The organism is Streptomyces sp. NPDC045678, from assembly GCF_056432085.1.
The window spans coordinates 116,742-129,776 of sequence record NZ_JBWKJS010000012.1; the positions used below are offsets into that span (position 1 = coordinate 116,742).

Sequence of the window (13,035 nt, forward strand, 5' to 3'; positions counted from 1 at the left end):
ATATCGTTGCCTTGGCTCGACCCCTGGTCAAGAAGCGCTGAACTGCCCGTGGGGACGCACTCTTGCGTCTCTCGAGCGGAATCCGACGGACCGCAAGGAGGCTGGATATCTACCTGCCAGGTCTGCGCACGCCTGCGTGCGCCCCCTGGAATTCGGACAGATGAGAGAAGGACCTTGTCGATGGCAGTCACACAGTCCGCGGCCGCAGAGGGCCCGCAGGCATCCGACAGCGCTGAGGCGACGGGCGAGCTGCTCGAACTCTCCCTGGCCTACATGTACTCGGCGGCGCTGAGCAGCGCCGCGCGCTTCGGTGTCGCCGACCATCTGGTGGACGGGCCCCGCACGGCCGAGGAGCTCGCCGCGGCGGTGGGGGTCAACGCGCCGTTCCTCTACCGGATTCTGCGCTACCTGGCCACCAAGGAGGTCTTCCGCGAGGACGAGGAGGGCCGCTTCCACCTCACCCCGCGCGCACAGCCGCTGCGCACGGACTCCCCGCGTTCGCTGCGCGAGTACATCACGGTGTGCGGCGAGGCGCCCTTCTGGGAGCCGGCGGGCCGTCTGCACGAGGCCGTGCGCACCGGCACCACCGCCTTCGAGAGCCAGTACGGCACGTCCTTCTACAAGTACGTGGCCGGCAACCCGGACTTCGGGCAGGCCTTCAACACCGCGATGGCGTCGGTCTCCGAGGCGCTGAGCGACGACATCGCCGAGGCCTGCGACTTCTCCGAGGCCAAGACGCTGGTGGACGTGGGCGGCGGGCAGGGCGGGCTGCTGCGCTCCATCCTGCGGCGCAACCCGCAGCTGACGGGCGTCCTGTTCGACCTGGAGAACGTGGTGGCCGGGCACGTCCTGGACACCCCGGACCTGGCCGGCCGCTGGAGCACGCAGGCCGGGGACTTCTTCGTCTCCGTGCCCGCCGGCGCCGACGTCTACTTCCTCAAGCAGGTGCTGGCCAGCTGGCCCGACGAGCAGTGCGTGAACATCCTGCGCACCTGCCGCCGGGCGATGCCCGCGCACGGGCGGCTCCTGGTCGCCAACCCCATGATCCCGGCGGGCAACGAACCCCACCCCGGCAAGACGGTGGACCTGATGATGATGACGGTCCTCAACGGACGCAACCGCACCCGCGCGGAGTACGAGGAGCTGCTCACCACCGCGGGCTTTGAGGTCTCGCGCTTCCTGGAGCCCTCCCCGCACGCCGACGTGGTCGAGGCGGTGCCGGCCGCCGGGGCCTGAGCCGCCCGCCCCGCCGGCCTCCCGGCCGGCCCGCTCTCTCTGCCGGGCGCCGCGGGCTCCCGGCACCGGTATTCGCACCTCTGTCCGCCCCTGCCCCGGGCCCGGCCCGTGCCCCTTCGACCGGGGGCCGGCGCCGCCCGGGCCGCCCGGACCGCCCGGGCGGGGGCGCAGCCCGGCCGCGCCGCGGTGCCGCGCGGCCGTGCGGGGCTGCCCGCGTCCGGCCGCCAAGAGCCCGGCGCGTGCTGCGGGCGGGCCGTCCCCGCCCGGTGCACGCACCCCTGCCGACCACCGCATGCCCCGCGGGCCACACGTCCGTGCGCGCCCGCCTCACCACCGCACTCCACGGGGGAGAAACACCATGATCCAGCGCAGAACCGTCCTCAAGACGGGCGCCGCCCTCACCGGCACGCTCGGCAGCGCGGGCCTGCTGGTGCCCGCCCTGGCCGACGCCGCTCCGGCCCAGGCCGATGCCGCTCCCGCCCAGGCCGCCGACCTGGACCCGACCACCATCGCGCAGTTCACGCAGCCGATGCCGCTGCCCAAGGTGCTGCAGCCCAGCGCGGTGTCCAGCACCGCCACCTACTACAAGATGACCATGAAGGAGGTGGACGCCCAGCTCGTGCCCGGCTACACGACCCGGGTGCGGACCTTCAACGGCAGCTTCCCCGGCCCGCTCATCAAGGCGGTCTCCGGGCGGCGCGTCGTGGTCCAGCAGACCAACCAGCTGCCCGTGCCCGCCTCGGTCCACCTGCACGGCGCCCACGTGCCCGAGAGCAGCGACGGCTCTCCCATGGACCTGGTCGCGACCGGCGGCGCCACCAAGACGTACACCTATCCCAACAGCCAGCCGCACGCGAACCTGTGGTTCCACGACCACGCCCACCACTACGAGGCGGAGACCGTCTACCGCGGGCTGACCGGCTTCTACCTGCTCACCGACACCGTGGAGCAGAAGCTGAACCTGCCCTCGGGCGCCTATGACGTGCCGATCGCGCTGAGCGACGCGCGCCTGGACGACACCGGTCAGCTCGTGTACGCGATGGGCGACCGCAAGCGCCGTGTGCTGCTGGCCAACGGCAAGGCCTGGCCCTACTTCCAGGTCGCCGCCCGCAAGTACCGCCTGCGCCTGTTCAACATGTCCAACATGCGGTTCTACACGCTCAAGCTGTCCGACGGCTCGGCGCTCCAGCAGATCGGGGGTGACGGCGGGCTGCTGGAGAAGCCGGTGGAGGTGACCTCGGTGCCGCTCTCGCCGGGGGAACGCGCCGACCTGGTCGTGGACTTCTCGCGGTATCCGGCCGGCACCACGCTGGTCCTGGAGAACACCGCGGCGCGGTATCCCGACGATCCCGCCGAGCAGATCGGCCGGGTCCTGCAGTTCCGGGTGACCGCTGCGGTCGCCGACTCCAGCACCGTGCCCGCGGTGCTGCGCACGCTGCCCGCGCTGGGCACCGCCACGGTCAACCGCAGCATCGAGCTGTACACGGACGAGAGCGGGGCGACCACCGACTCGCTCATCAACGGCAAGACCTACGACATGGACCGGATCGACACCGAGGTCGAGTACGGGGCCACGGAGATCTGGAGCGTGCGCAACGCCAACACCCGCGTCCCGCACAACTTCCACATGCACCTGGTGCAGTTCCGGGTGCTGGAGCGGGGCGGCCGGCCGGTCACCTCGGGGCCCGAGAGCGGGCTGAAGGACACCGTCTCGGTGATGCCCGGGGAGACGGTCAAGGTGCAGGCGACGTTCACCGGCTACGAGGGCACCTACGTGTACCACTGCCACATGTTCGACCACGCGGCGATGGGCATGATGGCGAACTTCCGCGTCACCCGGGCGCGCAGCGCCCGCCGGTGATGGGGCACGGCCCGTGAAGGCCCTTCGGGGCCTTTGAGGGCTGCGGGTCCGGGTGGGGGATCGAGTGACCCGGTCGGGTCACCTGCCGGGGGAACAGGATGACTCGATCCCCCACCGGTGCCTCTACGACGACACAGCCCCCCAGAACGTGAGGCGGGCCCGGCCCGGTCCGGGCAAAAAAATGACGGCCCCGGGAAACCGGGGCCGTCGGGGTGTGCGGGCGCACCTCAGGGGTGCGGGCGCCTCAGGAGGTCCGCTGGGTCGCGCTGATCGCCAGGGCGCGCAGCTGCTCCTTGGCGCCGGCGCCGGCGCTGCTGGTGTCCAGGGCGGTCAGGGCGCGTCGGGTGCGGGCGGTGATGTCGCGTTCGACGTGGGCCACGGCGCCGACGTCGGTGATGACGGCGCGCATCGTGTCCAGTTCGCCGGCGGTGATGTCCGTGCCGATCTTCGTGCGGAGGAACTTCGCCGCGTCCGGGTCGCGTTCGTCGGCGTACTGCAGCGCGAGGGCGAACAGCACGGTGCGTTTGCCCTGGATCAGGTCGCCGCCGGAGGGCTTGCCGGTCTCCCGCGGGGTGCCGAACACGCCCAGCAGGTCGTCGCGCAGCTGGAAGGCGATGCCGATGTCGAGGCCGAACGCGCGGTAGGCGGCGATGAGTTCGCTGTCGGCGCCGGCGATGGCGGCGCCGATGTGCAGCGGGCGTTCGACCGTGTAGGAGGCGGTCTTGTAGTGGTTGACCAGCAGCGGTGTGGCGATGTCCTCCACGGCGGCGGCCTCGGCGGTCAGGTCGAGCAGCTGGCCGCACAGCACCTCGGTGCGCAGCGCCGACCAGACGGGGGCGATCCGCTGCTGTGCCGGGGCGGGCAGTCCGGCGGTGCGGATCATGTCGTCGGCCCAGGCCTGGGCGAGGTCGCCGATGAGGATCGCGGCGCCGGTGCCGAACAGGTCGGCCTCCCCCGACCAGCACTGGGCGCGGTGCCGGTCGGCGAACGTGATGTGTGCGGCGGGGGCGCCGCGGCGGGTGGGGGCGGCGTCGATGACGTCGTCGTGGATGAGGGCCGAGGCGTGGAGCAGTTCGAGGGCGGCGCAGGTGCGCAGGACCGCCGGGGCGGTGGGGTCGGTGTCCTGGCCGCCGGCGCCGAGCCAGCCCAGCCGGGCGAAGGTGGGCCGCACGCGTTTGCCGCCGCGCAGTACGTAGCTCTCCAGTTCGGCGACCGCGGCCGTGTAGGCCGGGCTGATGGCCTGGGCCTCGGCCCGGCGGGCGGTGAAGAACTCCCGCAGCGCGCCGTCGACGGCGCGGGCGGTGGCGGCCTCGTCGCCGTCGGTGCGGGGGGCTGCCCCGGGTCGGGTGCTGGTCATGCTGTCCCTCTCGGTCGGTGAGGGCGGGCCCTCGGTGAAAGTGCGGGGTGACGCGCGTCACCTCACATCTCGGGGGTCTGCTTCGTCGTACAGAGCAGAGACCGCGATGCGGTGCGGGCCCCGTCCCCCGGCAGCCCGCTCCGCGCCGCCCGGTCGCCTGGGACTTCGGCTTCGAAGTCGCTCACCCCTATGCCAGGAGAATGTCGTGGACGTGGTCTCCATTCGTGGATCACCAGGCCGGCCGCTGCCGCGGGCCGCCTGGAGCTGACATGCCGCGCATGCGGTGCGATGTCCCCGGGGCGGCCCCGCGAAACGGCCCTGAGCCGGGCCCGTGCGTACTGTCCGGCTCCCCCGCCCGCAGCGGCGGTCCCGGCTCAGGGCGCCTTGATTGCCCCGCGGGGCCGTCGGCCGTCAGGCCGCCGGCCCCGTTTTTCGTCCCGCGGCTCTGTGCGGGTGCGGGTCAGGAGGGGATCCAGTCCCGCTTGATGTGCGGGGTTTCGATGCTCAGGGCGCGCATGTGCTCGATGGGGTTGGTGTATTCGCGGCTGGCGGCGATCTGTCCGTCGCGCAGGGTGAAGCCGTGGATGAAGTGGTTGCGGTAGGTGCCCTCGGGATAGCCGGGGAAGCGGATGGTGCCCTCGCCGTCGCACTCCACCCAGATGACGGCCGGGTCCTGGGTCTCGTAGATCTGGACGTTGGACCACTGCCAGTCGGGCAGCACCTTGAGCGACAGCTCGTTGTGCTTTTGCAGCTTGGCGCGGCCCTGGACCACGATGGGCCGGCCGATGTCGGTGTGGAACAGGGCCGTGGTGCCGTCCTCGGTGTAGAGGGTGTAGCGGCGCAGCCGGGCCTCGGGGCCGGTCTCCATGTACTGCTCCACCGCCCGCCGGTTGCGGGCGCGCAGTTCGAGGTGGCTGGTGAACACCGGGGCGGCGGGGGCGGTGTGGGCGGGCTGGGGCGAGGTCATGGGTGTCTCCGGGTGTCGCGGCGCAGGCGGGAGGGGCTCAGGGCTGCAGGCGGGTGGTGCTCCAGCCGCTGCCGGTGCGCTCGTAGCGCAGGCGTTCGTGGAGCCGGTCGGTGCCGTTGGCCCAGAACTCCACCGCGTCGGGCTCCAGGCACAGGCCCACGAAGGTGGGCGGGCAGGGCAGCGGGCGGGCGGGGGTGGCCAGCCGCAGCGCCTGGGCGCGGATCTCCTCGAAGTGGTCCAGGTCGCGTACCGGCTGGCTCTGCTGGGAGACGGTGGTCATGGGGTGGGTGAACACCGCGCGGGCCGCCCACAGTTCCTCGGCCTCGTCCTGCGGCAGGCGGCGCACCGGTCCGGACACGGTGATCTGCTGGCTGGTCTCGCGCCAGTACAGCACGCCGGAGGCGTAGGGGTTGGCGGCCAGTTCGCGGCCCTTGCGGCTGCCGGCGTGGGTGATGAACACGATGCCGGTGTCGGTGATCTGGTTGACGGCCAGGATCCGTGAGGAGGGCCGGCCGTGCTCGTCGGCGGTGGCCAGGGCCAGGGCGCGCGGTTCGCGCACGCCCTGCTCGGTGGCCGTCTTGAGCCAGGCGGCCAGCAGGCCCATCGGCTCGGCCGGCGGGGTGCGGAACTCGGGGAAGTCGACCTCGAGGGTGGCGGTGAGGGTCTCCGAGCGCCGCGCCGGGGTGTCGCCGGGCGCCTGGGCGGGGCGGGGCTGGGACAGGTCGGGCATGAGGTGGTCCTTGTCTGCGGGCGGGGGCCGGGCCGGCGCTCGGGGGTGGGCGCCGGCCCGGCGGTCTGGTGGGTGGCCGCTCAGGCCGGGTCGGGGGTGCGGGCCGGGGCCAGGAGGCCGGCCAGGGTGGCGCCCACGATGCGGGGTCCTTTGCGGGTCAGGACGGATTCGGGGTGGAACTGCAGGGAGGCGAATCCCGGGCCGCGCAGGGCGTGCACCTCGCCGGTGGCGGTATCCCGGCTGACCTGGACCGTGCCCGTGGCCGGGCCGGCGGGGGTGAACTCGTCGTGGTCGCTGAGCAGGGCGAAGGTGTTGTAGAAGCCGACGTGTTCGGTGGTGCCGAACAGGCCGATCTCCTTCTGCACGCCCTGGTTGGGCACGCTCCTGCGGCGCAGCGGCAGGCCCAGCTGGAGTCCGAGGACCTGGTGGCTGAGGCAGACGGCCAAGAAGGGCCGCTGTTCGCGCAGCAGGGTGGCCACGGCGGTGTGCAGGTGGCGCATCTTGGGGTGGGCCACTTCCTGCGGGTCGCCCGGGCCCGGGCCCATCACGACCAGGTCGTGGCCGGCGAAGGTGTAGTCCTGGTCGTAGCGGCGCACGGTGACCTCAAGGCCCAGGGAGCGCAGCTGCTGGTCGATCATCGAGGTGAAGGTGTCCTCGGCGTCCACCACCAGCACCCGGCGGCCGGCCAGTTCGGGCCGCTGGGCGGTGCGGGCCCGGGTGTCGGAGAGCCAGAACCCGGCGATGGAGTCGTTGCGCCCCTCCAGGGCCCGGCGCACGCTGGGGTGGTCGGCGAAGCGTTGCTTCTCCTCGCCGTTGAGGGCGGCGACCAGGCCGGCCGCCTTGGCGCGGGTCTCGGCGGCCTCGGAGGCCGGGTCGGAGTGGCGCACGATGGTCGCGCCGACCCCGATGGACAGGCGGCCTTGGGGGCTGATGTCGGCGGTGCGGATCAGGATCGCGGAGTCCATCACGCGCTGTCCGTTCCCGTCCCGTCCGATCAAAGCGGCGGCGCCGCTGTAGTAGCCGCGGCCGCCGGGCTCGTACTGCTGGATGATCCGGCAGGCGCTCTCCAGCGGGCTGCCGGTGACGGTGGGCGCGAACATCGTCTCGCGCAGGATGTCGCGCACGTCGCGGTCGCTGCGTCCCTCGATGAAGTACTCGGTGTGCGCGACCTTGGCCATTTCCTTGAGGTAGGGGCCCACCACGCGGCCGCCGCCCTCGCAGATGCGGGCCATCATCTTCAGTTCCTCGTCCAGCACCATGTAGAGCTCGTCGGTCTCCTTGCGGTCGCCGAGGAACTCAAGGACGCCCGCGAGGGTGGAGCCCGAGGGCGGGTAGCGGTAGGTGCCGCTGATCGGGTTCATCACCGCCACCCCGTCCTTGAGGCTGATGTGCCGCTCGGGTGAGGCGCCGACCAGGACGCGGCTGCCGGTGTGGATCAAAAACGTCCAGTGCGCGCCGGACTCGCGCTCCAGCAGCCGGCGGAAGAGGGCCGGGGCGCTGCGCGGTCCGTAGGCGGTGATGTCGGCGACGAAGGTGCGCTTGATGACGAAGTTGGCGCCCTCCCCGGTGCCGATCATCTCCTTGGTGATGCGGCGCACCACGTCCTCGTACGCCGTGTCGTCCACGTCGAAGCCGCCGCCGGCCAGGGTGGTGGGCACGTCGGTGATCTGGGAGAGGGCCCGGGCCAGGGGGAGCTGCTGCTGGCCGGTGACGGTCATGGCCACCAGGGGTGTGCCGTCGTCGGCGCAGGCGAATTGGCGTTCGGCCAGCTGCCGGTAGGGGACGATGACCAGCGTCTCGTGGCGGGTGTGGGGTCCGGGGTGGGGGGTGTCGGGCAGCGGGATGTCGGCCAGGGTGGCGGGGTGGGAGACCGTGCCGGTCAGCACGTCGATGACGTCGGGGCCGGCGGCGCCGGGCCGGTGCAGCAGCGCGAACGCCTCGGTGTGGCCGGCGAGGGCCGCGGTGAGCAGGTCGGCGGGCCCGTCCGGGCCGGGGGTGGGGTGTGGCCTCATGTGAACAGCCCCTTGACGGTGGTGACCCGGGCGCAGCGTTCGGCGGCGTAGGTGAGGGCCGAGCGGTGGTAGTCCTGGGAGAAGTCGGCGGTGGCGTCGGCGACGAAGAACGGCTGGATGTCGTGTGTGAAGGCGTCGACGGCGGTGGCGAGGACGCCGACGTGGGCGTAGACGCCGCACAGGATGAGCTGGTCGCGGCCGGCGGCGCGCATCCGCTCCAGCAGGTCGGTCTTGAAGAAGGCGCTGTAGCGCCACTTGGTGAGCAGCCAGTCCTTCTCGGTGGGGGCCAGGGCGTCGACGACCTGGCGGTCCTGGGGCTCGGGCCGCATGCCCGGGCCCCAGAAGTCCTTGAGCAGGCCGCGCTGCTGGTCGTTCATGCCGCCGGGCTGGGCGGTGTAGGCGACGGGGATGCCCTGGGCGGCGCACCGGTCGCGCAGCTGCGCGGCGTTGTCGATGAGGGGCCCGCGCAGGCTGTCGGGGAAGGGCTTGAGGAAGTAGCGCTGCATGTCGTGGACCAGCAGGACCGACCGGTGGGCCTGGGCGGTCCAGGACACGGCGGCCGCGGGCAGGTCGCCGTGGGCGGGCAGCGGGTAGGGCTGGATGGCGGGTATGCCGGTCATGGCTCAGTCCTCGGCTTGGTGCGGGGCGCGTGCGGGGCACGACGGCGCTGCGGTGGGACGGCGGGGCGGGGCGGCGGGCCGCTGTGGGGCGGGCCGCGGCCGGGTCAGGCGGTCCAGGCCGAGACCACGGACAGGGCCTGGGCGGGGTTCAGGCGCGGGTCGCAGCACGAGAGGTAGCGCTCGCCGACCCGGTCCAGGTCGGCCTCGGTGCCGGCGCACTCGGTGACGTCGTCGGGGGTGGCCTCCAGGTGCAGGCCGCCGGCGGTGCCGCCGGCCCCGCGCACCGCCTCCGTGAAGGCGGCGACTTCCCGTGCGACGGTCCCCACCATGCGGGTCTTGTAGCCGCCGGGGGCGGTGACGGTGTTGCCGTGCACCGGGTCGCTCAGCCAGATGACCGGGTGTCCGGCCTCGCGGACGGCTTCCACCAGCGGCGGCAGCCGGTCGGCGACGGCGTTCACGCCCATCCGGGCGATCAGGGTGAGGCGTCCCGGGTCGCGCCAGGGGTCCAGGCGCTCGCACAGGGCCAGCAGTTCGGCGGGTTCCATGGAGGGCCCCACCTTGCAGGCCACCGGGTTGCTGACCTGGGAGAGCAGTGCCACGTGCGCGCCTTCCACCTGGCGGGTGCGCTCGCCGATCCAGGGCCAGTGCGTGGAGCCCAGGAACAGCCGGCCCTTGTCGTCGGTGCGCAGCATGGGGGTTTCGTAGTCCAGCAGCAGTGCCTCGTGGCTGGTCCACACCGGCGGCTGCACCACGGCGCGGCCGGCGGCCCGCTCCCGCCAGCCCAGGTGTTCCATGATGTCCCCGGCGGCCATGTAGCCGGTGAGGATGCGCAGCGGGTCGGGGCGCCGGCTCTCCGGGTCGGGTTCGGGCCCGTTGACCATGTGCCCGCGAAAGACGGGCAGTTCGACGCCGTCGACGTGCTCGGTGGGCTTGGAGCGGGGTTTGGCGAACTGTCCCGCGATGCGGCCCACGCGCAGCACGGGCCGGCCGGTGATCAGGCCGAGTGAGCCGGCCAGGTGGTCCAGCAGGGCGGCTTTGCGGGCCACTTGGGGGCCGGTGCACTCCTGGGGGTCCTCCGCGCAGTCCCCGGACTGCAGCACCATCGCCTCGCCCTGGGCCACCTTGCTCAGCAGGGTGCGCAGGGTGGCCAGGTCGTCGCCCTCGACCAGGGCGGGGCGGGCGGCCAGGGCCTCGCCCACGCGGTTCAGCTGGGGCAGGTCGCTCCACTCGGGTTGTTGTTGTGCCCCGCGGATGCGAATCTCCCGTATAACGTCTTTCATGACGTACTCCGATCCAGCGGTGGTATCGAATTTCAGGTGGGTATTCCCGTGCGCTTGATCTCGGGCACCGGAATGCCGAGAGCGCGCAGCTGCTGGAACGGATTCATGAACTCGCGATTACGCTTGATCTTCCCGTTCTCCAGTTCGAAGGAGTGCAGGAAGTGGTTTTCGTAGTAGCCCTCCGGGTAGTCGCCGAAGCGGATTTTCCCGCGCCCGTCGCATTCCACCCAGATGTGGTTGGGGTCCTGTGTCTCGAAGATCTGGATGTTGTACCACTCCCAGTCCGGGAAGCAGCCCAGCGACCACACCGCGTGCTCGGCCAGCCGGTCCCGGCCCACCGTCTCCACCGGGGATCCGGTGTCGGTGGTCCACAGGCCGCCGCGGCCGTCCTCGGTGAACAGTTCGTGCCGGCGCAGCCGGTCCTGGCCCCGGGTGTGCATGTACTGCTCGACCGTGGCGCGGTTTTTGCGGCGCAGTTCGGCGGCGTCGGAAAAACCCTCGGCGGGTACGGAATCGGACATGGGTATCCCCCTTGATTTTTTGAGCGTGTGCGGGTGGTGGCACATGGGAGGGGTGCGCAGAAGGCGCCGAAAGGCCCCCCGGTCGGCCTCGTTCGATCTTGCCCGGTGCGGCGGGGCGAAATCAATACGATGAGGGCGCCCGCCCCGGACATGACACGGTTTTTGCCATGCGGCATTCACCGTGTGCCGTGTGCTGTTTACCGCCGGGCAGGGCGCGGTATTGGGTATGCGGATTCGTGCGGGCCTGCCGGTCCGGTGCGCGGCGCGCGGCGGCGGGCGGGGGCGGCCGGGCGGCGGGGTGCGGCGGGGTGCGGCGGGGAGGGAGGCTCACCCTGCGGCCGAGGGGCCCCGCGCTCCGTAAGGAGGGGGCACGGCTTTCGGGCAGGGGAGGCTTGCAGAAATAGTGACACGGCCCACGCCCCCGCACCAAGGGCCCTTCGAGGTGACGTGGGTCACGGATGGCCGGGGCCGGGCGGTCAACTGCCGGGCCGGGGCGCGGGGTTGGGGCGCGCGGTTCGGGCGCGGCCGCCGGGGGCGGGGGGGGGGGGGGGGGCGGCCTGCGGGCGGGGCGGTCCGCCCCCCGGCCGCCCCCGCCGCAGTCCCGCAGCCCGGCCCGGCGCCGGGCGGGGCGGCGGGGCGGCTAGTGCCGTTGCCGGTCCGCCGCGTGTTCCTCGTCGGGGACGGCCGGGGCGATCCGCGGGTGTCCGTTGGAGGCGGGATCGAGGTGGTGCAGGGCCTCTTGCATCTCCTGCGGGGTGGGCCGGGGGACCTGGCCGCCGGTCAGCCAGCGGCTGAGCCGGTAACGCACCGCCTGGGTGCGGGATTTGGGGTTGGGGATGCCGGCGCGGTCCTCGCGGGCGGGGGCCGGCAGCGCCGTGGGGACGTCGCGGGAGAGCAGCATGTACTCCTGCTCGCGGCCGATGCGCTCGTGGACCTCGGTGAACTCGCCGTGCGGCAGCCGCTTGATGCGCCCGGTCTCGCGGCCGTGCAGCAGCTTGTCGCGGTCGCGCAGCTGCAGGCCGGTGCAGATCCGCTTGGTGATGACGTAGACCAGGGCCGGGATGACGAAGACCCCGACGCGCACGCCCCAGGTGATCGAGTTCATGGACAGGTGGAACCGCTCGGCCAGGATGTCGTTGGAGCCGCCGAAGAACAGCACCAGGTAGAAGGCGGCCAGCGAGGAGACGAACGCGGTGCGGGTGGGCTGTTCGCGGGGCCGGTCCAGCAGGTGGTGCTCCTGTCTGTCCCCGGTGATCCAGGCCTCCAGGAAGGGCCACAGGGCGGCGACGGCGATCAGGAGGGTGGGCAGGACGACGGCCGGGATCAGGACGCCCATGTTGACGGTGTGGCCGGCCACGGCGAACTCCCAGGCGGGGAAGGCGCGCAGGGCGCCCTCCAAGAAGCCCATGTACCAGTCGGGCTGGGAGCCCTGGGAGATCTGGTCGGGCCGGTAGGGCCCGTACACCCAGACGGCGTTGATCTGGGCGAGGCCCGCCATCAGGGCCAGGACGCCGGAGACCAGGAAGAAGAAGCCGCCCGCCTTGGCCGCGTAGTGCGGCATCAGCGGCTGGCCGACGACGTTGTGCTGGGTGCGGCCCGGGCCGCGGAACTGGGTGTGCTTCTGGTAGACGACCAGGATCAGGTGGAGCGAGACCAGGGCCAGCATGATGCCCGGCAGCAGCAGGATGTGCAGGCTGTAGAAGCGGGGGATGACGTCCGTGCTGGGGAACTCGCCGCCGAAGAGGAAGAACGTCGCGTAGGTGCCCACCAGCGGGATGGCGAGCGTGACGCCCTCGGCGATGCGCAGGCCGGTGCCCGAGAGGAGGTCGTCGGGCAGCGAGTAGCCGAGGAAGCCCTCCAGGGTGACCAGGACCAGCAGGACCACGCCGATCAGCCAGTTGACCTCGCGCGGCTTGCGGAAGGAGCCGGTCAAAAAGTGCCGCAGGGTGTGCGCCATGGTCGCGGCGATCATGGTCAGGGCGGCCCAGTGGTGCAGCTGGCGGATGAAGAGGCCGCCGCGCACCTCGAAGCTGATCCTGAGGGTGGAGGCGTAGGCCTCCGACATCTGCACGCCCTGCAGCGGGACGTGCGGGCCGTCGTAGACGGTGTGGGCCATGCTCGGGTTGAAGAACAGGGTCAGGTACAGGCCGGTGAGGATCAGGATGATGAAGCTGTAGAGCGCGATCTCGCCGAACATGAAGGACCAGTGCTCGGGGAAGACCTTGCGCATCAAGGTGCGTCCCTTGTAGATGCCGAGCCGTCCGTCGACGTAGTCGGCGATGCGCTCGCCCTTGGACACCTGCCCGCGCTGCGGTGCCTTCTCGGTGATGCTCATGCCCGCGCGCCCTCCCCTCGCCGCTCGGCCGTCACGGGCACACCCGCGCCGGCCGGTGGGCGGTCGGTGGTGGGGGCGGCCTGCAGCGGCGCACACGGGCCCGTGCCCTGAAGCGG

General features: G+C 72.2%; 10 protein-coding genes. 2 read left to right on the forward strand and 8 right to left on the reverse strand.

The genetic code is table 11. The features are described 5' to 3' along the window. Positions 1-180: 180 nt before the first annotated feature. A complete protein-coding gene (locus tag AC07DO_RS34930; protein ID WP_479065632.1) occupies positions 181-1,236 on the forward strand; it encodes a methyltransferase in 1,056 nt (351 codons plus the stop codon). Between the two features lie 358 nt (positions 1,237-1,594). Beyond that, positions 1,595-3,097 (forward strand): multicopper oxidase family protein, encoded by a 1,503-nt coding sequence (locus tag AC07DO_RS34935; protein ID WP_479065634.1) that lies wholly within the window; start codon positions 1,595-1,597, stop codon positions 3,095-3,097. Between the two features lie 244 nt (positions 3,098-3,341). On the opposite strand, the gene AC07DO_RS34940 is transcribed toward AC07DO_RS34935, so the two are convergent. The 8 genes from AC07DO_RS34940 to qcrB form a co-directional block, all read right to left on the reverse strand. After that, positions 3,342-4,454 carry a polyprenyl synthetase family protein gene (locus AC07DO_RS34940; protein WP_479065636.1) on the reverse strand — a complete coding sequence of 371 codons (1,113 nt, stop codon included), beginning with the start codon at positions 4,452-4,454 and terminating at the stop codon, positions 3,342-3,344. Between the two features lie 460 nt (positions 4,455-4,914). Further along, positions 4,915-5,421, reverse strand: a complete 507-nt coding sequence (locus AC07DO_RS34945; protein ID WP_479065638.1) for a PhzA/PhzB family protein — start codon at positions 5,419-5,421, stop codon at positions 4,915-4,917. A 37-nt stretch (positions 5,422-5,458) separates the two neighbouring features. Next, positions 5,459-6,151, reverse strand: a complete 693-nt coding sequence (phzG, locus tag AC07DO_RS34950; protein ID WP_479065640.1) for a phenazine biosynthesis FMN-dependent oxidase PhzG — start codon at positions 6,149-6,151, stop codon at positions 5,459-5,461. A gap of 80 nt (positions 6,152-6,231) precedes the next feature. After that, positions 6,232-8,163, reverse strand: a complete 1,932-nt coding sequence (locus tag AC07DO_RS34955; RefSeq protein WP_479065642.1) for an anthranilate synthase family protein — start codon at positions 8,161-8,163, stop codon at positions 6,232-6,234. Continuing rightward, positions 8,160-8,783, reverse strand: coding sequence for an isochorismatase family protein (locus AC07DO_RS34960; RefSeq protein WP_479065644.1), 624 nt, complete (start codon positions 8,781-8,783; stop codon positions 8,160-8,162). The genes AC07DO_RS34955 and AC07DO_RS34960 overlap by 4 nt, the downstream gene beginning before the upstream one ends. Before the next feature lie 104 nt (positions 8,784-8,887). Further along, complete coding sequence (locus AC07DO_RS34965; protein WP_479065646.1) at positions 8,888-10,063, reverse strand: 3-deoxy-7-phosphoheptulonate synthase; 1,176 nt, start codon at positions 10,061-10,063, stop codon at positions 8,888-8,890. A 32-nt stretch (positions 10,064-10,095) separates the two neighbouring features. Then, positions 10,096-10,584 carry a PhzA/PhzB family protein gene (locus tag AC07DO_RS34970; protein WP_479065648.1) on the reverse strand — a complete coding sequence of 163 codons (489 nt, stop codon included), beginning with the start codon at positions 10,582-10,584 and terminating at the stop codon, positions 10,096-10,098. Positions 10,585-11,224: 640 nt separating this feature from the next. Further along, the gene (gene qcrB / locus AC07DO_RS34975; RefSeq protein ID WP_479065650.1) at positions 11,225-12,919 is read right to left on the reverse strand and encodes a cytochrome bc1 complex cytochrome b subunit; all 1,695 of its coding nucleotides are present in this window, start codon (positions 12,917-12,919) and stop codon (positions 11,225-11,227) included. Between the last annotated feature and the right edge of the window lie 116 nt (positions 12,920-13,035).

Excerpts from the sequence above, each read along its gene's own strand:
- AC07DO_RS34940 (WP_479065636.1), bottom strand. The coding sequence starts at position 4,454 with ATGACCAGCACCCGACCCGGGGCAGCCCCCCGCACCGACGGCGACGAG.
- AC07DO_RS34960 (WP_479065644.1), bottom strand. The coding sequence starts at position 8,783 with ATGACCGGCATACCCGCCATCCAGCCCTACCCGCTGCCCGCCCACGGC.
- AC07DO_RS34930 (WP_479065632.1), top strand. The coding sequence starts at position 181 with ATGGCAGTCACACAGTCCGCGGCCGCAGAGGGCCCGCAGGCATCCGAC.
- AC07DO_RS34970 (WP_479065648.1), bottom strand. The coding sequence starts at position 10,584 with ATGTCCGATTCCGTACCCGCCGAGGGTTTTTCCGACGCCGCCGAACTG.
- AC07DO_RS34955 (WP_479065642.1), bottom strand. The coding sequence starts at position 8,163 with ATGAGGCCACACCCCACCCCCGGCCCGGACGGGCCCGCCGACCTGCTC.
- qcrB (WP_479065650.1), bottom strand. The coding sequence starts at position 12,919 with ATGAGCATCACCGAGAAGGCACCGCAGCGCGGGCAGGTGTCCAAGGGC.
- AC07DO_RS34935 (WP_479065634.1), top strand. The coding sequence starts at position 1,595 with ATGATCCAGCGCAGAACCGTCCTCAAGACGGGCGCCGCCCTCACCGGC.
- AC07DO_RS34945 (WP_479065638.1), bottom strand. The coding sequence starts at position 5,421 with ATGACCTCGCCCCAGCCCGCCCACACCGCCCCCGCCGCCCCGGTGTTC.
- phzG (WP_479065640.1), bottom strand. The coding sequence starts at position 6,151 with ATGCCCGACCTGTCCCAGCCCCGCCCCGCCCAGGCGCCCGGCGACACC.
- AC07DO_RS34965 (WP_479065646.1), bottom strand. The coding sequence starts at position 10,063 with ATGAAAGACGTTATACGGGAGATTCGCATCCGCGGGGCACAACAACAA.